General features: G+C 63.0%; 28 protein-coding genes. 27 read left to right on the top strand and 1 reads right to left on the bottom strand.

The window, feature by feature from the left end:
* The first annotated feature begins 70 nt into the window (after nucleotides 1–70).
* From IWY39_RS23515 to IWY39_RS23475, 9 genes are all read left to right on the top strand, one after another.
* Complete coding sequence (locus IWY39_RS23515; RefSeq protein ID WP_021243422.1) at nucleotides 71–571, top strand: SRPBCC family protein; 501 nt, start codon at nucleotides 71–73, stop codon at nucleotides 569–571.
* Nucleotides 572–662: 91 nt separating this feature from the next.
* Nucleotides 663–905, top strand: coding sequence for a TFIIB-type zinc ribbon-containing protein (locus tag IWY39_RS23510; protein WP_031290465.1), 243 nt, complete (start codon nucleotides 663–665; stop codon nucleotides 903–905).
* Between the two features lie 5 nt (nucleotides 906–910).
* The gene (locus IWY39_RS23505; protein WP_021243420.1) at nucleotides 911–1,462 is read left to right on the top strand and encodes a hypothetical protein; all 552 of its coding nucleotides are present in this window, start codon (nucleotides 911–913) and stop codon (nucleotides 1,460–1,462) included.
* Nucleotides 1,462–1,917, top strand: coding sequence for an MgtC/SapB family protein (locus tag IWY39_RS23500; RefSeq protein ID WP_031290463.1), 456 nt, complete (start codon nucleotides 1,462–1,464; stop codon nucleotides 1,915–1,917). Before IWY39_RS23505 ends, IWY39_RS23500 begins: the two co-directional genes overlap by 1 nt.
* A 122-nt stretch (nucleotides 1,918–2,039) precedes the next feature.
* Nucleotides 2,040–2,399, top strand: coding sequence for a hypothetical protein (locus IWY39_RS23495; protein ID WP_231377892.1), 360 nt, complete (start codon nucleotides 2,040–2,042; stop codon nucleotides 2,397–2,399).
* 23 nt (nucleotides 2,400–2,422) lie between these two features.
* Nucleotides 2,423–2,797 (top strand): hypothetical protein, encoded by a 375-nt coding sequence (locus tag IWY39_RS23490; protein ID WP_021243417.1) that lies wholly within the window; start codon nucleotides 2,423–2,425, stop codon nucleotides 2,795–2,797.
* A gap of 31 nt (nucleotides 2,798–2,828) precedes the next feature.
* Nucleotides 2,829–3,512 carry a ZIP family metal transporter gene (locus tag IWY39_RS23485; RefSeq protein ID WP_021243416.1) on the top strand — a complete coding sequence of 228 codons (684 nt, stop codon included), beginning with the start codon at nucleotides 2,829–2,831 and terminating at the stop codon, nucleotides 3,510–3,512.
* Complete coding sequence (locus IWY39_RS23480; RefSeq protein ID WP_021243415.1) at nucleotides 3,509–4,114, top strand: cation transporter; 606 nt, start codon at nucleotides 3,509–3,511, stop codon at nucleotides 4,112–4,114. The genes IWY39_RS23485 and IWY39_RS23480 overlap by 4 nt, the downstream gene beginning before the upstream one ends.
* A complete protein-coding gene (locus IWY39_RS23475; protein WP_196871743.1) occupies nucleotides 4,114–6,654 on the top strand; it encodes a heavy metal translocating P-type ATPase in 2,541 nt (846 codons plus the stop codon). The genes IWY39_RS23480 and IWY39_RS23475 overlap by 1 nt, the downstream gene beginning before the upstream one ends.
* A 189-nt stretch (nucleotides 6,655–6,843) precedes the next feature.
* Here the strand turns inward: IWY39_RS23475 and IWY39_RS23470 are convergent, their stop codons facing one another.
* A complete protein-coding gene (locus IWY39_RS23470; RefSeq protein ID WP_021243524.1) occupies nucleotides 6,844–7,410 on the bottom strand; it encodes a hypothetical protein in 567 nt (188 codons plus the stop codon).
* Between the two features lie 264 nt (nucleotides 7,411–7,674).
* Here IWY39_RS23470 and IWY39_RS23465 point away from each other — a divergent pair, with 264 nt between their 5' ends.
* The 18 genes from IWY39_RS23465 to IWY39_RS23380 all read left to right on the top strand — a co-directional run bounded on the left by IWY39_RS23465 (nucleotide 7,675) and on the right by IWY39_RS23380 (nucleotide 24,029).
* Complete coding sequence (locus IWY39_RS23465) at nucleotides 7,675–8,430, top strand: helix-turn-helix transcriptional regulator (protein ID WP_031290502.1); 756 nt, start codon at nucleotides 7,675–7,677, stop codon at nucleotides 8,428–8,430.
* A gap of 20 nt (nucleotides 8,431–8,450) precedes the next feature.
* Nucleotides 8,451–9,200: a LuxR family transcriptional regulator gene (locus IWY39_RS23460; RefSeq protein WP_031290504.1), complete on the top strand. Its 750-nt coding sequence runs from the start codon at nucleotides 8,451–8,453 to the stop codon at nucleotides 9,198–9,200.
* A gap of 73 nt (nucleotides 9,201–9,273) precedes the next feature.
* The gene (locus IWY39_RS23455) at nucleotides 9,274–9,888 is read left to right on the top strand and encodes an acyl-homoserine-lactone synthase (RefSeq protein WP_031290506.1); all 615 of its coding nucleotides are present in this window, start codon (nucleotides 9,274–9,276) and stop codon (nucleotides 9,886–9,888) included.
* 18 nt (nucleotides 9,889–9,906) lie between these two features.
* Entirely contained in the window at nucleotides 9,907–10,818 is a 912-nt protein-coding gene (locus tag IWY39_RS23450) for a phytanoyl-CoA dioxygenase family protein (protein ID WP_021243528.1), read from the top strand.
* A gap of 131 nt (nucleotides 10,819–10,949) precedes the next feature.
* Nucleotides 10,950–11,312: a hypothetical protein gene (locus tag IWY39_RS23445; protein ID WP_021243529.1), complete on the top strand. Its 363-nt coding sequence runs from the start codon at nucleotides 10,950–10,952 to the stop codon at nucleotides 11,310–11,312.
* On the top strand, nucleotides 11,309–11,992 hold the full coding sequence (locus tag IWY39_RS23440) for a lytic transglycosylase domain-containing protein (RefSeq protein WP_021243530.1): 684 nt from the start codon (nucleotides 11,309–11,311) through the stop codon (nucleotides 11,990–11,992). The genes IWY39_RS23445 and IWY39_RS23440 overlap by 4 nt, the downstream gene beginning before the upstream one ends.
* Entirely contained in the window at nucleotides 11,989–12,330 is a 342-nt protein-coding gene (locus IWY39_RS23435) for a TrbC/VirB2 family protein (RefSeq protein ID WP_021243531.1), read from the top strand. The genes IWY39_RS23440 and IWY39_RS23435 overlap by 4 nt, the downstream gene beginning before the upstream one ends.
* A gap of 10 nt (nucleotides 12,331–12,340) precedes the next feature.
* Nucleotides 12,341–12,676 (top strand): type IV secretion system protein VirB3, encoded by a 336-nt coding sequence (locus tag IWY39_RS23430; RefSeq protein WP_021243532.1) that lies wholly within the window; start codon nucleotides 12,341–12,343, stop codon nucleotides 12,674–12,676.
* Nucleotides 12,669–15,086: a VirB4 family type IV secretion/conjugal transfer ATPase gene (locus tag IWY39_RS23425; RefSeq protein WP_196871742.1), complete on the top strand. Its 2,418-nt coding sequence runs from the start codon at nucleotides 12,669–12,671 to the stop codon at nucleotides 15,084–15,086. The genes IWY39_RS23430 and IWY39_RS23425 overlap by 8 nt, the downstream gene beginning before the upstream one ends.
* 4 nt (nucleotides 15,087–15,090) lie before the next feature.
* Nucleotides 15,091–15,801, top strand: coding sequence for a type IV secretion system protein (locus tag IWY39_RS23420; protein WP_021243514.1), 711 nt, complete (start codon nucleotides 15,091–15,093; stop codon nucleotides 15,799–15,801).
* Nucleotides 15,798–16,025, top strand: a complete 228-nt coding sequence (locus IWY39_RS23415; RefSeq protein WP_021243513.1) for an EexN family lipoprotein — start codon at nucleotides 15,798–15,800, stop codon at nucleotides 16,023–16,025. The genes IWY39_RS23420 and IWY39_RS23415 overlap by 4 nt, the downstream gene beginning before the upstream one ends.
* A gap of 18 nt (nucleotides 16,026–16,043) precedes the next feature.
* Nucleotides 16,044–16,988: a type IV secretion system protein gene (locus IWY39_RS23410; RefSeq protein WP_021243512.1), complete on the top strand. Its 945-nt coding sequence runs from the start codon at nucleotides 16,044–16,046 to the stop codon at nucleotides 16,986–16,988.
* A 328-nt stretch (nucleotides 16,989–17,316) separates the two neighbouring features.
* Nucleotides 17,317–18,006, top strand: coding sequence for a virB8 family protein (locus IWY39_RS23405; RefSeq protein WP_196871741.1), 690 nt, complete (start codon nucleotides 17,317–17,319; stop codon nucleotides 18,004–18,006).
* Nucleotides 18,003–18,860, top strand: a complete 858-nt coding sequence (gene virB9, locus IWY39_RS23400; RefSeq protein WP_021243510.1) for a P-type conjugative transfer protein VirB9 — start codon at nucleotides 18,003–18,005, stop codon at nucleotides 18,858–18,860. The genes IWY39_RS23405 and virB9 overlap by 4 nt, the downstream gene beginning before the upstream one ends.
* A 5-nt stretch (nucleotides 18,861–18,865) precedes the next feature.
* Nucleotides 18,866–20,095: a type IV secretion system protein VirB10 gene (gene virB10, locus IWY39_RS23395; protein WP_021243509.1), complete on the top strand. Its 1,230-nt coding sequence runs from the start codon at nucleotides 18,866–18,868 to the stop codon at nucleotides 20,093–20,095.
* 2 nt (nucleotides 20,096–20,097) lie between these two features.
* The gene (gene virB11 / locus IWY39_RS23390) at nucleotides 20,098–21,102 is read left to right on the top strand and encodes a P-type DNA transfer ATPase VirB11 (protein ID WP_021243508.1); all 1,005 of its coding nucleotides are present in this window, start codon (nucleotides 20,098–20,100) and stop codon (nucleotides 21,100–21,102) included.
* A gap of 19 nt (nucleotides 21,103–21,121) precedes the next feature.
* The gene (locus IWY39_RS23385; RefSeq protein WP_040602500.1) at nucleotides 21,122–23,080 is read left to right on the top strand and encodes a type IV secretory system conjugative DNA transfer family protein; all 1,959 of its coding nucleotides are present in this window, start codon (nucleotides 21,122–21,124) and stop codon (nucleotides 23,078–23,080) included.
* Complete coding sequence (locus IWY39_RS23380) at nucleotides 23,067–24,029, top strand: LPD7 domain-containing protein (protein WP_021243506.1); 963 nt, start codon at nucleotides 23,067–23,069, stop codon at nucleotides 24,027–24,029. The genes IWY39_RS23385 and IWY39_RS23380 overlap by 14 nt, the downstream gene beginning before the upstream one ends.
* Nucleotides 24,030–24,193: the final 164 nt, after the last annotated feature.

Here is a 24,193-nt window from a genome sequence, read left to right as displayed (position 1 = left end):
AATCGGGGAGGGGGCCACCTTTGCGCGGCCTCCGCTTTCACCGCGCCTTGGCCGGACAGGACAGGCAACCATGAAGGAAGAGACCACTTTCGATTTCAATATGTCAGCGCTGCGGGTCTGGTCACTGATCTCCGATCTGAGGGGCTACGCACGATGGCACCCCATCTATCGCATCGCGGGCGATGCCGAACGCGGTGCCGAAATGGACGTCACCTGGCTGCTGTTCAAAGGCGACCGGAAGATGACGACGCAAATGGTCATCAACCGCCTGACCAAGCCCCAGCTCATCGGGTGGCAGATGGGCGTAAAGGGCTTCCTCACCTTCGACGAACGCTACGAGATCGAACCGATCGCGAACGGCGTCTGCATTCACCATTCGGTCGAATGTCGAGGCATCATCGGCGGCCTGTTCGGCCGCATGATGCGCAAGGGTCTGCGGCGGACCATGCGACAACAGGACGCGGCGTTTCTCAATCTCCTGCGCCGGCAATCCCGGTTGCCAGGGCGATCTACGCGGCAACATCGCCGCCCCATCAAACCACCGCCTCCTCGCGGCGCGGCGAATGACTGACGCCCCAACATTCCCAAGAAAGGAACCCATCATGGTAGATAGTCGTGCTTCCCAGGGGCTGCTGTGCCCAACGTGCCGCGTCGATCTCGTCATGAGCGAGCGGCAGGGAATCGAGATCGACTATTGCCCGCAATGCCGTGGAGTCTGGCTCGATCGCGGCGAACTCGACAAGATCATCGAGCGCAGCGCCGGCGATGACAGCGCGCGGCCGTTGAGCGGCGTTCGTCTCGGAATATCCGACGATCGCGGCCAGGGCGATCATGGCGGAAAGCACGGGTACGAGCGGGGTCATAAGGGCCGCCGCAAGGGCTTTCTCAGCGAATTGTTCGACTGACTGCTATGGATCGGCCGCCGCACAACGAGTCCTTCGGGTGTCCGTGTGAGAACGGCCCGCGCCATGGGCGTGCCCCCTGTAGCGCCCATGGCGATAGATCGTGGAAAGACGGGGAAATAGCGGCTCGGCGCCTGCGGAGCGGCCCGGTTCGGGGGATCATCCTCGCGACCGGGCTTGCTCTGGCGCCGGGCCTGCTTGGCTGCTCGCCAGCCACCAACAAGAGCGAGGCCGAAGCGTCGCGTGATCGCGAGCTGCCCAACTTCATCGGCGAGCATTTCTACGCCTGTCCTGATGGGTCGCGCCTCGATGTCGACTTCCTCGGCGATGGCCTGACCCTCGACATAAAGACCCGACCGAACGCCGCTCCGGAACGGGTGACAGCGCCGGCAAGCGGGCGGACCTATGCCGGCCGGAACCTCAACGTGTCGATCTCAGGCGGCGACCGGATCACGCTCAAGCGCCCCGGCGCGCCTGCCTTGGCCTGCAACAGGGTGCTGGCCTATCAGGATGCACCGGACGGGGTAGCGAGCGGCCGGGCCGAAGGTTCGGCCGCATGATGACGATCTCGTCATGGGGGGAGTCGCTTTCCCATATCGTCAGTCTCGCGCTGGCCTATGCGTTGGCACTTCCGGTTGGCTGGAACCGGGAGAAGGATGAACGCAGCGCCGGCATCCGGACCTTTCCGCTGGTCGCCATCGCCAGTTGCGGTTTCGTGCTGGTCGGTATCGCCATTCTCGGACGCACATCGCCTGCCCAAGCGCGCCTGCTCGAAGGATTGATTACCGGCGTCGGCTTCATCGGCGGCGGCGCCATATTGAAGCACGCCGGCAAAGCATCCGGGACCGCAACCGCTGCGAGCCTTTGGGCGACCGGAGCGCTGGGCGCCGCGGTCGGCTATGGTCTTTACGACATCGCGGTGATCCTCAGCCTGACCACCTTCCTGACGTTGCACTTCTCTCATCCGTTGAAGCGCGCCTCCCAGGATCACGCCGAGCCGGCTGATCGACAATGAGGCACAATCGTCCCTCCGAAACTCGCGCGACGCGGCGGGTGCCCAAGAGTGGCGGGCAATTCGGGCCGGTATCGCCGCCTCCAAGCGACGACCGTCGCTCGCGTTTGGAGCGCTGGGCTTCTTTGCTCGAACGCGATCCGCACCAGCTTGTCGCGCTGCTGTGTCCGTCATGGGCAGCGGGGGAAGACATCGCGCCGATGGCGGCGAGTCCAAGTGCCGTCGATCTGGCCTGGGCCGATCCGGTGTTTCGCGTGACGGGTCTTGCGCGACGCTCTCGGGGCGACGTGAAAGCGTTTTTCCAGCTTTCGGATGCCGAGCTGGACCGGATCGCGGCGGGGTCCTGGCGCGTCCGGGTGCGGCCTGCCTGGCAGGTCGCGGCGCGCATACGCAACGTGGCAGATCCGCGCCCTGAAAGACTGATCCTGGTCGGCGTCATGGTCATGATCGCCAGTGTCGTGGGAGCTGCCCAATGGCTTGGATGAACCGGCTCTTCCCGGGAGCGACTATGACGCCGGTTCGGTTTGGGTTCGCCGGCATAGCCCTTGTGCTGGCATCGTCGGGCTGTTCGGAACAGCCTCGCAAGGCGAAACCCACCGAACAGGAAATCCACGCCGGGGACAGCGGGGATGCCAGCGGCATCCCCGGTCGCCACCCCTATCGGTGCGACGACGATCGCCCGCTCCTCGTCGACTTCAAGAATGAGGGCCTGACGCTCGAGCTGCGCCGCGACGGGAACGCTGCGCCGGTTGTCCTGACCGCGCCTGCGGCCGGGCTTCAATATGTCGGCGACACGATGAGCGCGATGTTTTCGGGCAACGAACTCAAGATCGAGGAAGGGGACAAGCCCCCCGTCTTGTGCAGGAAGGATACGAGCTTGTGACCAACCCACCCGGCAGAGAAGGGCGCTGACGATGGCGGCGCTCAAATTCTCCCTGATCCCGATGATCGCGATCATGATCGGCGCGCTGATCGCCGGATGGCGCACCCCCGGCGAGAAGCTGGTGGCGGCCATGCAGCATCTCGCGGCCGGCGTGGTGTTCGCCGCTGCTGCGACGGAGATCCTGCCGCTGGTGATGCACGGCGGTTCTCCGACCGCGACGCTGATCGGTGGGGCGCTGGGCGTCGCCGTAATGCTCGGGCTCAAGGCGGCGGAAAGCCGTTGTGAAGGGCCGGTGGCACTTCTCGCCGCGATCGGGCTCGATCTGGCGATAGACGGCCTGGTCCTCGGCCTTGCCTTCATCGCCGGCGAGAAGGCAGGAACGCTGCTGGCCGTCGCGCTGACCCTCGAAGTGTTGTTCCTGGCCTTGACCCTCACCAACGATCTGGCGGGGCGGTATCGCAAGGCAAAGGCGATCGGACTGACCTGCGCGCTGGCAGTGCTGGTGCCGATCGGCGCGCTGGTCGCGCAGCCGGTAGCGCTGCTGTCGCCGATATGGATCACCGGCTTCCTGAGCTTCGGCCTGATGGCGCTGCTTTATCTCGTCACCGAAGAGCTGCTGGTCGAGGCGCACGAGAAGCCGGACTCGCCGCTTATCAGCGCGATGTTCTTCGTCGGCTTCCTCATCCTCCTGCTGATCGAGGAAATCATGGCATGACGGCTACACCGGACACAAAGGTCTCGGCCGAGCGGCGCACACTCTGGATCGTGTTTCTGCTTAACGCGGCGATCGCCGCCGGCTTCTTCGTGACGGGCCTGATCGGCGATTCCAGCGCGCTCATCGCCAACGGCGTCGACAACCTGTCGGACACCGCGGTCTATGCGCTGAGCCTTATTGCGCTCAGCCACGGGCCGACGTGGAAGACGCGGGCCGCAACCGTGTCGGGCGTCATGCTGCTGATCTTCGCCGTCGGCATCCTGATCGACGTCGGCCGCCGCTATGTCCAGGGCAGCGATCCGATCGGCCCGACGATGATGGTGATGTCGGCCATCGCCGGCGTCGTGAACTATGTCTGCCTGCGCCTGCTCCAGAAGCTCAAGCAGCCCGATGTGAACCTGCGTGCCGCAACCACGTTCAGTTTCAACGACTTCATCTCCAATGGCGGCATCCTGATCGCGGGCGCGCTGGTGCTTTGGCTGGGGACGAATTGGCCCGATCTGCTGGTGGGCCTGGCTACCGCTCTTATCGCGATCAAGGGCGGCATCGAAATCCTGCGTGATGCGCGGGCAGAAACCAAGACCAACGCGGAGACGGCGTGATGACCGAAAAGCTCGAACTCGATATCCCCGTCCTGCTGCCGGAGGTTCCCGATGCGGCCGATGCCTGTGTCGGGCGTCTCGTGTCGACGCTCAGCGCCAAGCCCGGCGTCGAGCGCGCGCATGTCCTGCCTGCCGATGGAGAGACGCCGGCGAAGCTGTGCATCCATTTCGACGGGGCGGCGCTGCCGCTGCCGCGTGTGCGCGAGATGGTGCGGGCGGCGGGCGCCGATATCAGCGGGCGATACGGCCATGCGACATGGCAGGTCGAGGGGATCGGGCACGAGCGCCGCGCCCGCACCGTCGGCGAGACCCTGTGCCAAGTGCCCGGCGTGCTGCAGGCGGACGCCAGCGCCTCGGGCAGCGTGCGGGTCGAATATGACAAGGAGCGTGTCGACGAGGCGACGATCGTCGCGGCGCTGGGCAAGCTCAAGGTCAAGCCGGGCAAGCGGACTGGCTCGGATCATGCCGGCGATCTTGCTGGACACGATCACGGCGCGGGCGACCATGCCGGGCACGATCACGGGCCTGGCGGTCATGCCGATGGCGCAGAAAAGCACGGACCGGGCGATGGCCACGATCACGCCCACGCCAATTTCCTCGGCCCCAATACCGAGCTGATCTTCGCGCTCGCCTGCGGCGCGCTGCTGGCGATCGGCTTCGCGATCGAGAAGCTGGTTGCGGGTGCCCCCGACTGGCTGCCGACCGCCTTCTATGTCGGCGCCTATGTGTTCGGCGGCTTCTTCACGCTGCGCGAGGCGATCGACAATCTAAAGCTCAAGAAATTCGAGATCGATACGCTGATGCTCGTCGCGGCCGCCGGCGCCGCGGCGCTCGGTGCCTGGGCGGAAGGCGCGCTGCTGCTTTTCCTGTTCAGCCTCGGCCATGCGCTCGAGCATTATGCGATGGGGCGCGCAAAGCGGGCGATCGAGGCGTTGGCCGAACTCGCGCCCGACAAGGCGACGGTGCGCCGCGACGGTCAGACGACGGAAATTCCGGTCGAACAGCTGGTGGTCGGCGATGTCGTGATCGTGCGCCCGAACGAACGCCTGCCCGCCGATGGCTTTGTCATCAAGGGGTCAAGCGCGATCAACCAGGCCCCCGTCACCGGCGAGAGTATTCCGGTCGACAAGGAACCGGTCGCCGATGTTGAGGCGGCGCGCGCGAAGCCCGATGCGGTCGAGACAACGTCGCGGGTGTTCGCCGGCACTATCAACGGTGGCGCCGCGATCGAGATCGAGGTGACGCGGCGTTCCAACGAAAGCGCGCTCGCCAAGGTCGTGAAGATGGTGAGCGAAGCGGAGACGCAGAAGTCGCCGACGCAGCGCTTCACCGATCGGTTTGAGCGTGTCTTCGTGCCGACGGTGTTGGCCTTGTCGTTCATCTTACTGTTCGCGTGGGTCGTCGTCGACGAGCCGTTCCGCGACAGCTTCTATCGCGCGATGGCGGTGCTGGTTGCGGCCAGCCCCTGCGCGCTGGCGATCGCTACCCCCAGCGCGGTGCTGTCCGGCGTCGCGCGGGCCGCACGCGGCGGCGTACTGGTGAAGGGAGGCGCGCCGCTCGAAAACCTTGGCTCGCTGAAGGCGATCGCGTTCGACAAGACGGGGACGCTGACAGAGGGCCGTCCGCGCATCACCGATGTCGTGCCCGTCGATGGCGCGAGCGAAGAGGATTTGTTGGCGCTCGCTATCGCGGTCGAGGGATTGAGCGATCACCCGCTGGCGCAGGCGATCGTGAAGGATGGACGCGAGCGCTTGGGTGACCGCGAGCTGCCGACCGCGACCGACCTCAAGAGTCTGACCGGACGCGGCGTCACCGCGACCGTCGACGGCGAGACGGTATGGATCGGCAAAGCCGAGATGTTCGGCAAGGAGGGTATCCCGACGCTGAACGCGGCCGCGACCGACGCCATCGCCACCCTGCGCGAGGGCGGGCGCACGACGATGGTGGTGCGCAAGGGCGACAAGGACGTCGGCGCGATCGGGCTGATGGATACGCCGCGCGAAGCAGCCAAGGTTGCGCTCAAGCGGCTGCGCGAGATGGGCATCACCCGGATGATTATGATCTCGGGCGACCACCAGAAGGTGGCCGACGCCATCGCCAAGGATGTCGGTCTCGACGAGGCATGGGGCGACCTGATGCCGGAGGACAAGGTGGCCTCGATCAAGAAGCTCGCCGGCGAAGACAAGGTTGCGATGGTCGGCGATGGCGTCAACGATGCGCCGGCGATGGCGTCGGCGACCGTTGGCATCGCGATGGGTGCTGCAGGCTCGGACGTGGCGCTGGAAACGGCCGATGTCGCGCTGATGGCTGACGATCTCGCGCATCTGCCGTTCGCCGTGGGGCTGAGCCGCCACACCCGCGGCATCATCCGGCAGAATGTGTTCGTCAGCCTCGGCGTCGTCGCGTTCCTCGTGCCCGCGACGATCCTCGGCCTGGGCATCGGCCCGGCGGTGGCGATGCATGAAGGCTCGACGCTGCTCGTCGTGTTCAATGCGCTGCGGCTGCTTGCCTACCGCGATTCAGCGAAGCAAGCGGCATAGCGCCGAGTTGCTACTACGCTTGGATTGTCAGCGGCGAACCGGCGGCTGACGGCAGTGATGATGCTCCCAAAGGGCTCCCTAATTTGCAAGGCATGTTGCTGTGTCACGCGGTTGGCCACGGTCTTACAAAGACCAAAATATTTAGACCGATAATAATGGTTATGTTAAATTTGGCCAACTCCGGGGCGATTAGAACGCCAGTTCCGTCTGCCTTGGCACCGCTCTCGGCTGCTCCTGGCGACCGCCGATCAGACCGCGCGCGCACCCTGATAAAATATAGACGGCTTGGCGCTGCGCACCGCGATTATGATGATCGACACAATAGCCCTGATAGTGCCGCTTGAGCAAGCCAGCCCGCACAAGTTCGGATACCGCCCGGCTTACATTCGTTTTTCCCGACGCTCGCACTTGCTCACGTATGGCGTCGTCGATGATTGCCGTGGCCTGATCGACGTTGGCGGGCAATGCGCCTGACATTGCCAGATCGCTGCGTATCCGCTCTTCCAAGGCAACGCGCCTGGGGTCACGCTGCCCCATCGGGGTAAGCGCATCACAAAGCCAGTCACGCAGGGGAATGAGGCCGCCGTCCTTGGCCACCAACGGCCCCGCGCTGCCGTCGGATCGGGAAACCTGTGCAATCAGGTTGAGCACCATGAAAGCGTAGCGCGGTCGAGACGAGGACCGCGCAAGCATCTCCAGCAAGCAGGGCATATCGAGTTGCGGGCGGCCGTCGCCAATGATCGGAGCGTGCAACATAACGGGATTGAATCAAGCACATATAGGGGGTGAAGTGAATCCCCCTTTGCAGCAGATTTCATCATTTTGTCGGCTGTGACACTTTGCCCGAGGGTAAAGTGTCACGCGCGCCCTTTCACCATCATGCCAGGCGACGCCAACTAAAGACGACCTGTGCATTTCTTAGGGGGAGTCGGACGTTAGAGGCAGCCGGTCTTGTTTTTCAATGGCTTCGCCGAGTGGTGGCTAGACGACGCCGTAATCGAAATGCGAACCGTTCTCATTATGGGAAGTTTGAAAGATGCCGGTCGCTTGGGTGACATCACTGCGTTCGAAGCAGAATGCCGGCAGGCGACGACCCTAGAACAACTCAAATCCAAGCTCGATGCGATCGTGCGTCAGTTCGGGTTCCGCTGGTTCGCATTGGTGCATAACGTCGATCTGAAACGGACCACCCGCAAAGCTCTCCTGATAACCACCTATCCGGTGCGCTGGATCGAGGAGGTGATGGATGCACGCCTCTATATGGAGGATCCGGTCCACGCCGCCTGTGCCAAGACTGTCTCCGGGCTCACCTGGGATCAGATCGGGGACTTCATCGCGCCCAATGCGCGCCAGCTATCAATCCTGGAGCGGGGTCGCGCGCACGGACTGGCAGCTGGGTTCACCATGCCGATCAGGATGCGCGACGAGCCCGACGCGATATTCACGGTGGCGCGTCAAGGCGACGAGATGATTTCAAGCCCGGACCTTCTTTCGGCCCGTTTGGTTGGCACGGTTGCCTTCGACCGGGCTCGTACCCTCCTGGGTCCCGAGCTGGCCAACGTACCGATAGCGCTCAGTCCTCGCCAGATCGACTGCCTCGATCTCGTGGCACAAGGAAAAAGCGACTGGGAAATTGGCCAGATTCTGGGGCTGAGCCGCGACACGGTCCACGAATATGTCGAAGGCGCGCGCCGACGTTATGGCGTCCGCCGTCGAACGCAGCTCGTGCTTCGCGCCGTTCGCGATGGCCATCTCAATATTGAGGCTCTCGTGTAGCACAAGCAGATCGGCGGTTCATGATCACCCTTGCCGAAGTGCAGGCATTCTGCACCGTGGCTCGTGCCGCTACCACCCCTCATGCTCTCATGCAGGCTGTTGAAGAAATCACGGCAGCGATGGGCTTTCGATATTTTGCGCTGGTGCATCACGTCGATTTACTGACCCCTGGCAGCACCATCGTTCGCCTCGTCAGCTATCCTCGAGATTGGGTCGACGCGTTCGAAGAGGGTCGGCTGTATGCGGCCGACCCGATACATCGCGCCAGCCACACCACGACCGTAGGCTTCGCCTGGTCGAAGGTAGCAACGCTGATCACCTTGAACCCGCGCGATCACGCCGTACTCGCTGCCGCTCGCACAGCCGGCCTCGGCGACGGATTTACAATCCCCGCCCATATCCCAGGCGAGGCGAACGGATCCTGCTCTTTTGCCATGCGCACCGGGGAGGAACTGGAGGATGCGCAATTGCCGCTGGTCCAGCTCGTGGGCAGTTTTGCATTTGAGGCCGCCCGCAAGATAGCCCGATCGGGCATCGCGCCCATCCCGCCTGCCCCGCAACTCACCGATCGGCAGACAGAATGCGTGGCGCTTGTCGCGCGGGGAAAGACCGATTGGGAGATCGCCAGGATCCTTGGTGTCGGGGTTGAAACGGTAACCCAGCATTTGAAAGACGCCCGCGACCGTTACGGAGTGACAAAGCGAACGATGCTCGCCATTCGGGCGCTGTTCGACGGAGCCATCAGCTTCACCGACATTCTCCGGCGCTGATCTCCCCAGTTCTGGGGATAACGCAGCTCATTGCAAACTGCTCGATTGACCACCTCTCACGAGGAGGTGCGTTATGGTTGTTGTTCGTAATGGTATTGAGCAGGCATTGAGCGACCGCGTGTTTCGCTCGATGTTTGAGGAGCGCAAGCGGGTCTTTGTTGATCTGCTTGGCTGGGACATTCCGGTTCTCGCCGGTCGATATGAGATCGACCAGTTCGATGACGACGAAGCGACCTATATTGTCGTGACCGACGGGACAGGCGAGCATTGCGGATCTGCCCGCCTGCTTCGGACGGACCGACCGCACATCCTCGACACAATTTTCCCCTACCTGTGCGACGATATTCCGCCAGCAGGACCGAGGGTCCGCGAGATTACGCGCTTTTGTTTGGCGCGAAGGCTCAAGGCTCGCGAGCGACTTGCGACCCGCAATCGTCTTGTGTCCGCTCTGGTCGAACATGCCCTTTGCAATGGCATCACGACATATACCGGCGTTGCTGAGTGGGCATGGTTTCAGCAGATCCTCGCATTTGGTTGGCAATGTCTCCCGCTCGGTATGCCGAGCAGCGCCGGCTGCGGCCTGTCTGCGATGCGGATAGAGATTTCGCCGGCCACACCGGGCCTGCTGCGCCAATCCGGCATCTTCACGCCGATCCAGCTGATGGATCTCGACCGCGCTGCCGCCTGAGAATTGGGAGATCATGATATGGCAACGAAAATAGCATCCGCGACGCTCGGGTCTGAGCCGCATCGTTCGCTCTGCGAGACATTGTTGGCGGAGGGTTTTTGCGTCGTGCCGAACCTGATGCCAGTGAGCGACGTCGCCCTGCTGGCGGCAGATCTTGCGCCTCACTTTGATGCAACGCCGTTCTGTGAAGGCGGATTTTATGGTGCCCGCACCAAGCGGTTCGGGAGTCTGCTCAAACGATCCCGACATGCGCCGGCATTCATCCAGCACCCGCAGATCATTGAGATGGCACAGGCCGTGCTCGGCACGTGGTGTGACACGATCCAGCTCAATCTCGCCCAGGCACTTGAACTGCACCCGGGTGCCCTGCCGCAATTTCCACACCGGGATCAGGATATGTGGGGCGGCCAGACCGGAGAAATCGAATATCTGATCAACGTGATGTGGCCGTTCACCGACTATCGGGCTGACAATGGGACGACCCTGATCTGGCCGAACAGTCACGCCGTAAATGCGCTGAATCCGGAGCCTCCCGAGAAGCCGGTTGCCGTGGAATGCAGCCCGGGATCTGCGATTGTCTTTCTCGGTTCGACGCTTCACGGCGCTGGCGGCAACCAGTCATGCGATGTGCGTCGCGGCATGATCGTAAGCTACTGCCTGGGGTGGCTGAAGCCGTACGAAAATCAATGGCTGGTGTATCCGCCTGAAGTGGCGCGCACGTTCGCACCCAGCCTGGCCGCACTGATCGGCTATCAGCAGCACAGACCCAATCTTGGGAATTACGAAGGGCGATGCCCCTCTATTCTGCTTGGGGATGAGCGCCTCGACCATCTCGGCGCGATCGATGCCCTCCGTCCAGATCAAGCGGCAGCGCTTGAGGAGTTCCTGGAAGGTCAGCGCCGGTTACGTCCAGCATCGAGGAAAAGCTGATTCCAGCGCGCTCCCCCCCTTGTGGGGGGATTGCTCGAAAATGCCGGGGCGGGTTCAAAAGAGAGGTGATTTTCAACGGAGAGTGGTCGGCGCATTTTTAATGCAGCGGCGCTGAAAAGCGGAGAAATCAGATGCAGCGCCTGCGCATTGCCCTTGCTGTGCCGTTCGTGGTGATGTCCGCCCATACGGTTCCGGCGCGAGCCAATGATCTTGGTTGCCAGGTTCTGCTCTGCATCTCAAATCCGGGCGGTGCGACGCAATATGGCGCGTGCATCCCCCCGGTGACCAAGCTTTTGCAAAAGCTGGCGACCGGCGGCTCTTTTCCCGGCTGTAGCGGTGGCGGTGTCGCGAGGACCAGGGTTTACGACCGCGACTCAGCCACCCGCCGCCGTGTCGTGATGACGTTTGCAGATGGTCGGCAACAAACCTATTCGCTGGCCAATATCGAGCGCCTGACGCCGGTCCCGGATCCAGCCGGAATGGGTTCACAATGATCCTGCAACTGGCCAGCGTCGTCGCCCTCGCGCAGCAGTGCGCGCCTTCGGTCGCACCGGAAACACTGCTTTCCGTCGTGCATGCCGAAAGCAAGTTCGACACATTGGCCATCGGCGTAAACGCCCGCGGCGTCCGACCCGAAATACCCGCGACGCCTGCGGCGGCCGCCCGAATCGCCCGATCGTTGATCGCAAAGGGATATAATATTGACCTCGGCCTCGGGCAGATCAACAGCGCCAATCTTCGATGGCTGGGCCTTTCGGTCGAGGACACATTCGATCCCTGTCGCAATCTCGCCGCCGCAGCGCGGGTTCTGTCGAGCAATTTTCTTGACGCGGCGCGCACCCAGGGTTCGTCCGATCGCGCGATCGCCGTTGCTCTTTCGATGTACAATACCGGAAGCCAGGCCCGTGGCTTTGGCAACGGTTATGTGGCGAGAGTCTATGCGAGCTCTGCGGTCATCATTCCCGCGATCAGGGGATTAGCGCCAACTGGCGCAGGCTCGGTCCCTCCACCCCCTCCTAGACCCGCATCCGAGACGCCAATCCAGGAGCCTCGCATTGCGCAGGGGCCGGCGAGAGCACCGCGGTCCTGGGACATCACCGCGCGCGCCCAAACCGCCTCGACGATGGTGTTTGGCGACGGGACACCGCCATCGAGAGAAGGACCGACCGAATGACAATTTCCGCTTCGACCTTATCCACCTGGCTGCCGCCACGTCGCCGCGCTTTCGTCCAGACGCTGGCGCTCATCGTCGCCGCGATGCTGGTTTCGATGCTGCTGAGCGACCCCGCGCATGCCCAGGCCGCCGACGGCGTCACGTCGATGGCCGAGAATATCAAGACCTGGCTGACCGGGACATTTGCCAAGACGATCGCGGTGATCGCGGTCGTCATCGTCGGCTTCATGTTCTTCACGGGCCGTGCAAGCCTCGGTCTGCTCGTGACGGTCATCGTCGGCATCTTCATCGTGTTCAGCGCGCAGTGGATCGTCGATACCATCACCGGCGGCGCGTGAGTGCGCCGCGATGGACGACGAAAAGCTCAGGGAAGAAACGCTCTTCCTGGCCGTGACCCGACCAACGATGTGGTTGGGCGTTCCGATCGAGGCGTCACTGCCGATCGCGCTGGCAGCGTGCCTGACCCTCATCATCACCGGCAACCCGCTCTACGCTTTCGCATTGGCCGGTGCGTTTCTGGCCATTGCTCGACTGATTGTCCGGCACGACGCCAACGCCTTTCGCCTGTTGTGGCTGTGGACCACGACCAAGGCGCGCTGCCGCAACCGCGGCTGGTGGGGCGGCAGCTCTTACTCCCCCCTGCCGATCGAGGGCGCGAAGCGCCCGGGCTTCGCGCGTGGCTAGCCGGGCCAGCTCATTGAGCGGAGCGACAGCCCGCACGCCCTGGCGGATCCTCAAACAAGAGGCCGATCCGGCGCGTTACCTGCCCTATGCGCGCCATATCGACGAGAACGTCATTGCGCTCGACGGGCGGGACCTCATGATGATGTTCAAGCTCGAAGGAATGGCGTTCGAAACCGCCGACCCTGTCCATCTCAACGACTGGCATGAGAAGCTCAACGGTACGCTGCGCAATATTGCCGACGACCGCCTCGCGATCTGGACCCATATCGTTCGCCGGCCGATCACGGACTATCCCGAAGGCGAGTTCCGCTCGGCCTTTGCGGCCGATCTCGATGCAAAATATCGTGCACGGGTCACTGCCAAACGGATGTTCGTCAACGAACTGTACCTCACCCTGATCATGCGCCCGTCCGTGGGATCGGCCGACCGCACCGGCGTGCTGCTTCGCCGTCTGGCGTCGGCGCGCAAGGAAGGGACCGAAGTCGACGAAGACGAGCTCGCACGCTTCGAGGACAAGGCGCGCGATATCGAGAAGCTCCTCGCACGCTGCCGACCCCAACGTCTGCACCTCTACGAGCATAATGGCCTGATGTTTTCCCAACCGCTCGAGGTTCTCGAGTTGGTGATGATGGGCCGCGCCGGCAGGGTGCCGCTGGTCCGCGGCCATCTTGGTTCCGCCATCTATGGGGAACGCGTTATCTTCGGCCGCGAGACGGTCGAGGTGCGCGCGCATGATACGAGCCGCTTCGTCGGCCTGTTCGGTATCCGCGAATATCCGGCCATGACGCGACCCGGCCAGATGAACGCGCTCCTCAGCCAGGATTTCGCGTTCGTCGTCACGCAGTCCTTTGCGTTCATGGGCAAGGCGCGGGCCTCCGAGCGCTTGCGGCGGCGTCAGAACCAGATGGCATCGACCGAGGATGCCGCTGCAAGCCAGGCGCTTGAGCTGGCCGACGCGGCCGACGATCTGCAGAGCAATCGCTTTGTCCTGGGCGAGCATCATTTCTCGCTCGCGGTCTTCGGTGAAAATCAGAAACGCCTGGCCGAGAATCTTTCGACGGCACGGGCCGCGCTCGCCGATGCCGGTCTGGTCTCGGCGCGGGAAGGCCCGGCGCTGGAAGCCGCTTTCTGGTCGCAGCTGCCGGGCAACTTTGCGTGGCGTGCGCGGCCGGCGGCGATCACGTCACGCAATTTCGCCGCACTCTCCCCCTTTCACACCTTTCCTGCCGGCAAGGCGGAGGGCAACCATTGGGGTGCTGCCATCGCGTTGATGAAGACCGCGGCTCAGTCGCCCTTCTACTTCAATTTTCATGTGAACGATCTTGGCCACACGCTGATCATCGGTCCGTCGGGAGGCGGCAAGACTGTCGTCCAGAATTTTCTGATGGCGCAACTCGAGAAAACGGGCGCGCAGCAGATCTTCATCGACAAGGACCGAGGCGCCGAGATCTATGTGCGGTCATCCGGTGGTACGTATCTGGCGCTGCGCAACGGCGTGCCGACCGGCTTCGCGCCGCTCCGCGCGCTCGAGCAGAACCCGGGCAACATCGTCTTCCTCGGCAGGCTGATCCGGCATCTGGTGACCCCCTCGGGCACCCAGCTCGGCGTCACGCAGGAGCGGATGATTGACGAGGGCATCCTCTCGATCGGACGCCTTCCCCCGGAGGAGCGGTCCATCCTCGCGCTGCGACAGTTGCTCGGGCAGCGCGATCCGGAAGGTATCGGCGCGCGGCTTGAGAAATGGTCGCGCGGCGGAGCGCTTGGCTGGGTGTTCGATAATGACCGCGATGAGTTGACGCTCGAAGCCCGGTTCATCGGTTTCGACATGACGGATTTCCTCGACAATCCCGAGATCCGCACCCCGCTGATGATGTACATGTTCCACCGGGTCGATGCGCTGCTCGATGGCCGTCGCCTCGTAATCGACATCGACGAGTTCTGGAAGGCGCTGGGCGACGACGCGTTCCGCGCCTTCGCGCAGGATGGCCTCAAGACCTACCGGAAGCAAAATGCCTTTCTGGTCTTCGGCACGCAAAGCCCGGCCGACGCGCTGCGCTCGGACATCTCGCATAGCATCATGGAGCAGGTCGCCACCAAGATCCTCTTGCCCAACCCCCACGGCCGGGAGGTCGACTATATCGATGGGCTTGGCCTCACCCGCGCCGAGTTCAAACTCATCAGAAACGATCTGATCCCCAAAAGCCGGCGGTTTCTGGTCAAGCAGGGGCACGATTCCATAGTCGTGGAACTCGATCTCGGCGGCCTGTCCGACGAACTGGCCGTCCTCTCGGGCACCACCGAAACCGTTGGAATCCTCGATCAGGTTCGCCGCGAACATGGCGACGATCCCAGCGACTGGCTGCCCGTCTTTCACGAGCGCCGTCGGGTCACCACCAGAAGGAAAGGATAAGGTCATGATAGCAATTCGAGCGCTCGCGATTGTCGGCGGACTGGCAATGTCCATGCCGGCGTTCGCGCAAGGCATTCCGGTCTATGACTCCAGTACCTTCCTGCAGACGCTCTCGACGGTGAAGAACACGCTGTCGATGATCGAGCAGGGCAAACAGCAGATTTCGCAGGCAACCGAGCTCTACAACAGCGTCAACAAGCTGACGAACGTCAATCAGATTGCCTCGTCCCTGAACACCGATGCTGTTCGCCACCTCTTGCCGAGCGAAGCACGGGATATTCAGCGCCTCATGTCATCCGACACCACAGGCCTCGGTAGCCTTGGGACCGCCGCAGATCGGATCCGTAGAAGCAACCGTGTCGAGCTTCCCGAGCTGCGCCCGGATGCGACGGCTTTCGAGCGCTCGAACCGCGATTCCATCTCCCGAAATGGTGACATGGCGGCGCGCGACGCGGCCATTGCCGAGGCAGCGTATGGCGTCACCGCCCAGCGGACGACGGGTCTCGAGGAACTGCGCTCGTCGCTCGACACCGCGTCAGACGCGAAGGACGTGATGGATATCCAAGCCCGTGTCGGCGTGGAAAATGCTCATATCCAGAACGACGCAGTGCAACTTCAGGCTCTCACAATGAGGCAGCAAGCGGAGCAGCGGATTCGATCGCAGCAGGAGAGCGAGCAAATCTTAGCAAGAAAGCTTGGGAGCCTCCATCAATGAAGGCAACCATCTTCAAGACATTCGCGCTTTTGGTCCCGGCATTTCTGGTCGCGTGCCAACCCCCCGCGCGCGGAAAGGATTACCTCAAAGCCCACCCCCAAGAGCTCGCGGAAGTCCTGAAGGCGTGCGCCGATGGCACGCATCGCGACGCACAGGAATGCTCAAACGCAGAGAGTGTGAAGACGCTTGATCAAAAGCTGCGCTCGCTGTCGCCGGCCCATTGACCGTGATGGAAAGATGAGATGGCCGACGGGCTCTTCACCACTCTCTACACCAACATCGACGGCAAGCTCGACATGTTCCTCAACGAGCGCTTGAACAATGTCATCGAGGTTATGCGCGGCCCACTCGCGCTTGGTTTGGTCATCTATATCGCGCTGTTCGGCTACATGGTGATGCGCGGCATCGTCAGCGAGCCTTGGGGCGAGCTTGTCTACCGAATGGTGAAACTGTGTTTGCTCTACGTTGCGGCCACAACGGTCGCATACACGGAGTGGGTAACTAATCCCCTGTTTCACGGCATGCCTGATGCGATCTCGCAGGCGTTGGCGGGGCACACCGTCACAAGTGTTGGCAACGTGTTCGACGACTATTTCAGCCAGTGTGACGTTATTATCGCGAGGATCGAGACCGAGGCGGCAACCTACAGCGATATCAACCCATACAAGCTCGTTTTGTACGTCTTGAGCCTGGGTCTTAAAGCGCTTGCCGGACTATCTGCGGCGATCGGCTTTTCCATCACCGTTTTCGCGAAGGTGGCGCTGGCCATCATCATCGCGCTCGGACCGATCTTCATCGCCCTTTCGCTCTTCGAGACCACTCAAAGGCTATTCCACGGCTGGCTCGGGCAGGCCTTCAACTTCATTGTGCTGATGGCAGTGATCATCGCGATCACGGCCTTGATCACTGACCTTGGTGCTACCGCGATTACCGCATCCGAAGGTGTTGGAGACGCCGCCTTGGGTGCGGTGCTGTTCGCCGTTTATATTTTCTTGGGAACGATTTTCTTCTTTCAGGCCCCCTCTATCGCGACCGGCATTGCCGGGGGCGCGTCCGCCGGCATCGGCGCTTTCGCCGGCTCTGCGTGGGGGTCCATGGCGGCACCGTTCCAGCAACGCCGCATCGCTCGCAACAGTCGCAATCTCGAACGGGCCGCTCAGCGCGGCGGTGCGGTGAGCCGCGCATGAGGAAGGAACACCCAATGACGAGGCCATCCACGACAATCCGTGCGCTCCGACGATCGGCCGTCGTCATCGCCCTTCTCCCAGCGCTCGCCCAAGGTGCCTCCGGGCCGAAGAAGCTGCCCGTCTGCAATGGCAAGCACCTGCGCGACGTGAACATCTACGGGAGCGTTCTGCCGGGCTCGCCGATCCCCGCCGTGGTGGCGCCCCCTGCCCCACCACCCGTGCCGCAGATCAAGCAACCCGCTGATCGCGGCACACCGCCCCCGCCCGTTCCCCTGTCCGAGAAGACATCGGCGCGAGCGGCTCCCAGCACCTATGGAAGTTGCTGATCATGCGGAAGCAGACCAAAGGCGTGCCGACCAAGGACGCCGAACTCTATTTCGGCCATGCCCGATCCTGGGATCAGGACCGTCAGCGCAAATCGTTACGGTCCGAACGCATCGCTTGGGTCGTGGCCGGCCTGGACCTGCTTGCCGCGACCGCGGAGGGCTTCGCACTCGCGGGCCTTGCCCCGTTGAAAACGGTCATGCCGTACATCATTCGGGTCAACCAAACGACGGGCGCGGTCGACGTGCAAACCACCGTCACCCAGAAGCCGATGCGCTACGACGAGGCAGTCACGAAATTTTTCCTCGCGCAATATGTTCGAACCCGGGAGAGCTGGTTGCCGGCGGCGGCCGAAGAGAATTTCCGGGCTGTCACTATCCTGTCCGAACCAGGCGAGCAGCAACGCTGGGGCCGGTTTTTCAGCTCGAACAACGCCGCGAGTCCACAGGTCGTGTGGGGCAAGGGTGCGGTCGTCCAGGCCCGCGTGCGGAATATTGCGTTCATCAACGATCGTGTCGCCAACGTCCGCTTCACGCGAACAGTGCAGACCGACACCGATACGCAAAGCAGCGACTGGATCGCGACGGTCACCTTCCGGTACACGAACGCGCCGATGGCGGAGGGCGACCGCTATCGCAACCCATTGGGGTTCCAGGTCGAGAATTACCGCGCGGACCCCGAGGTGGTTCGATGAACCGCCTCCTTCCGCTAGCGAGCCTTCTCGCCATTATCGCGACACCAGCGATCGCGGAGGACACTCCGCGCGGTGGGCCGGCGGATCCACGCGTGAAGTTCGTCGAATATCAGGAGACCCAGGTCTACCGGATCGTCGGCACATTCCGGACGGCGACCCAGGTGGTGCTCGGCGCCGACGAGACGATCGAACATGTCGCGCTCGGCGACACCGTCTCCTGGGAAGTGGCGGTTGCCGGTCACATTCTGTTCCTGAAGCCCCGTGAGCGGGCGGGACCGACCAACCTCATCGTCACGACCAATCGCGGGGGTGAGCTGCGCAACTATGCCTTCGAACTGACAGCACGCCGGGGACCGATCGGCAGCGGTAGCCGCGATACATTCTTCCAGGTTCGGTTTCGCTACCCGCGCGATGATGCTGATCGTGCCGCCCGCATGCGCGCGACGCAAGAAGCACAGCGCGTCGCCGCATTGCAGGCGAGCGCCGTTCGGGGAGCCCTTGACCACGGCGTCATCGATGGACCACGCAATCTGAACTACAAGGTCCAGGGTGCGAGCGATCTTCAGCCGTCGGAGATCTCCGACAACGGCCAGTTCACGGTCCTGCGCTTTCCCGGCAACCACGAAATCCCGGCGATTTATCTCGTTCGCCCGGACGGTTCGGAGACTTTGGTCCCATTCGATGTCCGGGACGAGTTCGTCGTCGTCCACGCCGTGGCGGCTCAACTGCGCCTGCGCCGGAACCGGGAGGTGCTGTGCATCTATAATCTCGCGCCGACACCCTACGGCGTCGATCACGGCACCAACACAGCGTCGCCGCATGTCGAACGCACCATACAAGACCCGAAGGAGTGAGCGCGATGGACGAGACTGCGGCCGAGGCCCCTCGTCGCCCGCAGGGCGATCCAACACCTGAACGAGACGAAATCATCCGCGAGCGCGGCATCGATCCGATCGGTGGGATGACACCGGCAAAGCGGAATACCGCACTGATTTTCGCGGGAACGGCGATGGTCCTCGGCATCTTGTGGGTCAACTCGGGGCCAAGCGCTAATAATGCCGGCAGCCTGATGGGCAAACCGGAGTCGATGGCCAAACGTCCCGATCTGGCAGCGCGCGAGACCATCGCGTATGATGCCGTCGCGGCGAAACCCAAGCCGCTCGGCGCGATCACCGCCGATCCCAACGCGCCGGTCATCAATCCTCCACCTGGCGCGCAGGGCGTTGGCCCTGACGGACAGATCGTTCCTGCCATGCAACCGGGTGCAGCGCCGGCGGGCGCACCGCAGAATACGCGCCAGAACCTGGCCGATCAGGCACGGCGATCGACATTGATCGCCTATGGAGGGCGCGATGCGCTACAGCCGTCGCCGGGTGGAAGTGGCCCAGGTGGCACTTCCACCAGTCCGGACGGCGCCGCCGACGGTACAAGCGATACGACCGCTCGAGGCGCACCCAACGCGCTCGACGCGCTTCGACAGAGTTCGGCTGTCGGCGAGGCACGGGCCTCGATGCTGCCCAACCGCAACTATCTCGTCACTGCCGGCACGCTGATACCTTGCATCCTCCAGACAGCGATGAATTCGGCGCAGCCAGGCTACACCTCGTGCCTGATACCGCGCGATGTCTATTCGGAGAATGGCCGCGTCGTGCTGATGGAGAAGGGCACCAAAGTCCTCGGCGAATATCATGGCGGCATCCAGCAAGGGCAGAACCGCCTGTTCGTGTTGTGGACGCGCGCCGTCACGCCGCAGGGCGTGCGCATCGACCTGGCTTCGCCGGGGTCGGACGCCCTTGGCCGCGCCGGCATCGCCGGGTCCGTGGACACCTTCTTCTGGGCGCGCTTCGGCAGCGCGTTGCTGCTCTCGCTTGTCGATGACGCCGCCTATATCGCGGGGCAATCCGTCTCCGGTGGCAGCAATAACTTCAATAACACGACCCGGACCCCAAGCGAGGGGGCGAGCATCGCGCTCCAGAACAGCATCAACATCCGACCGGTGCTGAAGAAGAACCAGGGTGAGGAGGTCGGGATCTTCGTGGCCAAGGACTTCAACTTCGCCGACGTCTACAATCTCGAGTTGCGGCGCTGAGGATGAGCGATACCGCCGTCCTGCGCCATTATCTCGCGCCGATCCTGCCGCTGCTGGAACCGGTCGAGGTCACCGAACTGGTGATCAACAAGCCCGGCGAAGTCGGTATCGAGGATCATCGCGGTTGGCATTGGCATAGCGTCGCCGAACTCGACAGCGACTGGCTGGCGACGCTGGCCGTCGCGGCCGCAAGTTTTACGCGACAGGACGTCAATGCCGAGACCCCGATTTGCTCGACTATTTTGCCGGGCGGGGAGCGCTGCCAGATCGTCATTCCGTCGGTGACGCCGACTGGCGCACCATCCTTCACGGTGCGTAAGCCCTCGCGCGTCAATCTCGCGATCGATCAACTCGCCCAGACAGGTTTGTTCACCGCGACACGCTCGGCCGCCCGCGGCCTCGGCGAGGTCGATGCCCAATTGGTCGCGCAGCGCGACGCCGGCGACTGGCCGGCTTTCTTCAGGACCGCCGTCGCGGCCCGCAAGAACATCCTGGTGAGCGGCGCGACCGGCTCCGGCAAAACCACCTTCGCCAAGGCGCTGATCCAGCTGATCCCGCCCGACGAGCGGCTGCTCACGATCGAGGATACGCGCGAGCTCGTCGTCGAGCATCGCAATGTCGTGCATATGGTCTATTCGAGCGAGCGACAGGGCCTGGCGAAGGTCGGCCCCAAGCAGCTGCTCGAAAGTGCGCTGCGCATGCGGCCCGATCGCATCCTCCTGCAGGAGCTGCGCGACGGGACGGCCTTTTTCTATCTGCGCAATGTGAACTCGGGCCATCCTGGTTCGATTACGACCGTCCATGCCGGCTCGGCCATGGGTGCGTTCGAGCAGCTTACCCTGCTGGTGAAGGAGTCCGAGGGCGGACGCGATCTGGCCCGCGACGATATCCGTGGGCTGTTGCACATGCTCGTCGACGTCGTCGTCCAGACCCGCAAGCGCGCCGGAAAATTCGAAGTCGAGGAGGTGTATTTTGACCCGCCTGTCGGACGCGCGACCGCTCACTAAGGTCGCGATCGTCGCGGGGATGCTCGCGGCAACCTTTTTGGCATGTGCCTTGTGCGCGGTGCTGGTCGCACTGGTCGGCCTCAACCAGATCGGCCCGCACATGCAGATCTCGGCGATACCCGCATGGCTCTGGTATTACCGCGGCGATCCGCTTCTGCATCTGTGGCTGGAGCGCGGTGCGTTGGTTGCCGGCGCCATCGCTTTCGTCATCCTGCTTATCATCCTGAAGCGGGGGCGCACGCTCCATGGCGAGGCGCGGTTCGCGCGTGAAAGCGAGATCCGGCGCGAACATCTGCGCAGCAACAGTGGGATCATCGTCGGGCAGAAAGGCGGCCGTTATCTCGTTTTCGGCGGCACCGAACATGTCTTGCTCGAGGCACCGACGCGCGCCGGCAAGGGCGTCGGCGTGGTGATCCCCAATCTCCTGAGTTGGCCAGACTCGGTGGTGGTGCTCGACGTGAAGCGCGAGAACTGGGACATCACCGCTGGTTTTCGCGCACGGCATGGCCAAGCCGTCTATCTGTTCGATCCGCTCGATCCCGAAGGGCGAAGCGCCCGCTACAATCCCTTGAGCTTCATCGACCGGCTCGACGACACCGATGTGATCAATGAACTCCAGAAGATCGGCGGCATGTTGTTTCCGGCCCCGGAAAAGGCCGATCCGTTCTGGGCGGAAGCGGCGCGCGCCGCCTTTGTCGGCGTCGGCGCCCTTGTCGCGGCCAATCCCGCCCTCCCCTTCACGATCGGCGAAATCTATCGGCGACTGACGACGGGCGATCCGAAAATCGAACTGCCGAAGGTCGTCGAAGAGGCCCAGCGCCGCGGCCAACGGCTGAGCCAGGCCTGTGTCTCGGCGCTAAGCGACTTCACCTCCGCGTCCGACAACACCTTTTCAGGCATCAAGCAGACGATCACCTCGAAGCTCAATCTCTGGCTCAATCCCTATGTGGATGCCGCGACGTCGGAGACCGATTTCGATCTGCGCCAGATCCGCCGCGAGCGGATATCGATCTATCTTGGCGTGTCGCCCGACAATATAGACCGGATCGCGCCCGTCTATAACCTCTTCCTCCAGCAGCTGATCGACCTGAATACGCGGGAACTGCCTGAAAATGGTGGCCGCGTGCCGGTGCTCATTTTGCTCGATGAGTTCGCCCGCCTCGGCAAGGCACCGGTCATCGCGTCGGCTTTTTCCTATGTTGCAGGCTACGGGCTTCGCCTGTTGCCAGTCATCCAGAGCCGATCCCAGCCGCGCGGTATCTATGGCGTGGACGTCACAGACGAGATCATCGCCAACTGCGGTCTCGAGATCGTATTCACACCCAAGGAGCTGAAGGTCGCCAACGAACTGTCCGAGCGGCTCGGCTTTTTCACGATGAACGTCAAATCGAAAAGCCGGACAATTCATGGCCTGCTCGCCAACCGCAGCATATCGGAATCAGACCAGCGCCGCGCGCTGATGATGCCTCAGGAACTGATGCAGATGCCCAAAGGCGACCTTCTGTTGATGCGCGGCGGCATTCCCCCCGTCAGGGGCCGCAAGATCGAGTATTTCCGCTCGAAGCGCTTCACGAGCCGGATCAGTGACCCGCCCAAGGTCGCGTCCCGTCCGATCGCGATCAATGCCGTATCGTCCGCCGCCAAATTGGCCGGCGAGGCGATCAGCAGTGATCCGTTAGCGCTGGCCCTGAGCGCGAAGCGGGCTGTTCTGTTGAACGACCGTCCAGCGATTGCGGTAGCGGAGCAGGCACAACCCAGCTCGCGCGCGTTGACCGATGACGAACTGTCAGGCTTTGCCGAAATCACGGATGACATGTTGGTGCTCGGCAACATGGTGGATCTACCACCGCCCGGCGACGAACAGGCCGCTATTGCATTTGTCACGGCGATGACGGCCCGGGCCGTTCTCGAGCCGGTGGGTGCCGGCGCCCAATCTCCAGCATTTGTGACCGAGAGGCATGACCATGGCAGAGAATGATCGCAAGCAATCGGGCGCGGCGCGGACGATTACCAACAGCGTTGGCATCGATGACGCCGAACGGCGCAAGGCGCAGGCGCCTGGGCCGGCTGCGCCTGAAAAGTCCTCGCCTAGGGGACTGAAAGACGGTCCCACTGAAGCGCCTGATCATGCTAGCGCTGTTGGTACGCCGCAAAACGCGCCCAAGGTGCATTCCCTCGAGGCGGGCGATGTGCCCGACAGCGTGCGGAAGCGCTATTATGCGGACAAGGCGAAATGGTCGGGCGAACCCGCCTTTTTCACGACGGCACAAGCGAAGGATCCGGCATTTCGCGATCAGGGCCGGCGTCTGGTCACGGCGACGGAGAGCCAGGAGGTCGTCAAGGATCTGGTGGCGATTGCCCAACACCGCAATTGGGATCGGATTCACGTCACGGGATCGGAAGAATTTCGGCGATCGATCTGGATCGAGGCCAGTCAGAAGGGGCTGGAGGTACGTGGCTACAAGCCCAATGATCGCGATCTCCAGGAGCTCGACCGGCTCCGCGGAGAGACGAGCCGTAATACGATTGCGCCCATGGCAGCAGTCCGTGATCTCGATGCTGTCCGCGGGTCATCCGGAATGAGTCGGCGGAGCGATGGCAATGGTTTGGAACGGTCGGATGCCCGGCGCGGCGATCGTGGCACCACGCCGAATGATCGTGCGGCCGATAGTCAGATGCGCGTGATGGAAGCGGTGATCCGACGGACGTTGTTCGACAACCCCGAGGCGGTTGCGCGTGTGATGACCGTCGCCCGCACGCAGCTCGATGCGCATATCGCGGCGGGACGGAACATCCGCCCGGCAATGGTCAAGGACGCCTCCCCGATCGTCAGGCAGGATGTCGTCCGCGGCCGTGACCCAGCCACGCCCCCCATCCCTCGTCCAGGGCGCGAGCCCAAGCCCCAAGAACGCAGCCGGTCTCGGTGACCGAGAAGCGATCGGCTACTGCTCTAAGAACCGCCACGTTTGTTCGCGTGGGCCGAGAATTTATCATGATTGATAAACCGCGAGCGGCCTAACCCCAAGCCTGCCGGATGTATACTGTTTGCGCGCAGCGTCCTGCAAGGCACAACAATCTTGCCAGAGAATAT

The sequence above is a fragment of the Sphingobium sp. JAI105 genome (assembly GCF_015752145.1).
GTDB classification, from domain to species: domain Bacteria; phylum Pseudomonadota; class Alphaproteobacteria; order Sphingomonadales; family Sphingomonadaceae; genus Sphingobium; species Sphingobium xenophagum.
Note: the sequence above shows the minus strand (reverse complement) of the source record. Positions and strands in the feature narration are given on the sequence as shown.

Coding starts and splice junctions, on each gene's coding strand:
- IWY39_RS23515 (WP_021243422.1), top strand. CDS start 71: ATGAAGGAAGAGACCACTTTCGATTTCAATATGTCAGCGCTGCGGGTC.
- IWY39_RS23510 (WP_031290465.1), top strand. CDS start 663: ATGAGCGAGCGGCAGGGAATCGAGATCGACTATTGCCCGCAATGCCGT.
- IWY39_RS23505 (WP_021243420.1), top strand. CDS start 911: ATGGATCGGCCGCCGCACAACGAGTCCTTCGGGTGTCCGTGTGAGAAC.
- IWY39_RS23500 (WP_031290463.1), top strand. CDS start 1,462: ATGACGATCTCGTCATGGGGGGAGTCGCTTTCCCATATCGTCAGTCTC.
- IWY39_RS23490 (WP_021243417.1), top strand. CDS start 2,423: ATGACGCCGGTTCGGTTTGGGTTCGCCGGCATAGCCCTTGTGCTGGCA.
- IWY39_RS23485 (WP_021243416.1), top strand. CDS start 2,829: ATGGCGGCGCTCAAATTCTCCCTGATCCCGATGATCGCGATCATGATC.
- IWY39_RS23480 (WP_021243415.1), top strand. CDS start 3,509: ATGACGGCTACACCGGACACAAAGGTCTCGGCCGAGCGGCGCACACTC.
- IWY39_RS23475 (WP_196871743.1), top strand. CDS start 4,114: ATGACCGAAAAGCTCGAACTCGATATCCCCGTCCTGCTGCCGGAGGTT.
- IWY39_RS23470 (WP_021243524.1), bottom strand. CDS start 7,410: ATGTTGCACGCTCCGATCATTGGCGACGGCCGCCCGCAACTCGATATG.
- IWY39_RS23465 (WP_031290502.1), top strand. CDS start 7,675: ATGGGAAGTTTGAAAGATGCCGGTCGCTTGGGTGACATCACTGCGTTC.
- IWY39_RS23460 (WP_031290504.1), top strand. CDS start 8,451: ATGATCACCCTTGCCGAAGTGCAGGCATTCTGCACCGTGGCTCGTGCC.
- IWY39_RS23455 (WP_031290506.1), top strand. CDS start 9,274: ATGGTTGTTGTTCGTAATGGTATTGAGCAGGCATTGAGCGACCGCGTG.
- IWY39_RS23450 (WP_021243528.1), top strand. CDS start 9,907: ATGGCAACGAAAATAGCATCCGCGACGCTCGGGTCTGAGCCGCATCGT.
- IWY39_RS23445 (WP_021243529.1), top strand. CDS start 10,950: ATGCAGCGCCTGCGCATTGCCCTTGCTGTGCCGTTCGTGGTGATGTCC.
- IWY39_RS23440 (WP_021243530.1), top strand. CDS start 11,309: ATGATCCTGCAACTGGCCAGCGTCGTCGCCCTCGCGCAGCAGTGCGCG.
- IWY39_RS23435 (WP_021243531.1), top strand. CDS start 11,989: ATGACAATTTCCGCTTCGACCTTATCCACCTGGCTGCCGCCACGTCGC.
- IWY39_RS23430 (WP_021243532.1), top strand. CDS start 12,341: ATGGACGACGAAAAGCTCAGGGAAGAAACGCTCTTCCTGGCCGTGACC.
- IWY39_RS23420 (WP_021243514.1), top strand. CDS start 15,091: ATGATAGCAATTCGAGCGCTCGCGATTGTCGGCGGACTGGCAATGTCC.
- IWY39_RS23415 (WP_021243513.1), top strand. CDS start 15,798: ATGAAGGCAACCATCTTCAAGACATTCGCGCTTTTGGTCCCGGCATTT.
- IWY39_RS23410 (WP_021243512.1), top strand. CDS start 16,044: ATGGCCGACGGGCTCTTCACCACTCTCTACACCAACATCGACGGCAAG.
- IWY39_RS23405 (WP_196871741.1), top strand. CDS start 17,317: ATGCGGAAGCAGACCAAAGGCGTGCCGACCAAGGACGCCGAACTCTAT.
- virB9 (WP_021243510.1), top strand. CDS start 18,003: ATGAACCGCCTCCTTCCGCTAGCGAGCCTTCTCGCCATTATCGCGACA.
- virB10 (WP_021243509.1), top strand. CDS start 18,866: ATGGACGAGACTGCGGCCGAGGCCCCTCGTCGCCCGCAGGGCGATCCA.
- virB11 (WP_021243508.1), top strand. CDS start 20,098: ATGAGCGATACCGCCGTCCTGCGCCATTATCTCGCGCCGATCCTGCCG.
- IWY39_RS23385 (WP_040602500.1), top strand. CDS start 21,122: ATGCTCGCGGCAACCTTTTTGGCATGTGCCTTGTGCGCGGTGCTGGTC.
- IWY39_RS23380 (WP_021243506.1), top strand. CDS start 23,067: ATGGCAGAGAATGATCGCAAGCAATCGGGCGCGGCGCGGACGATTACC.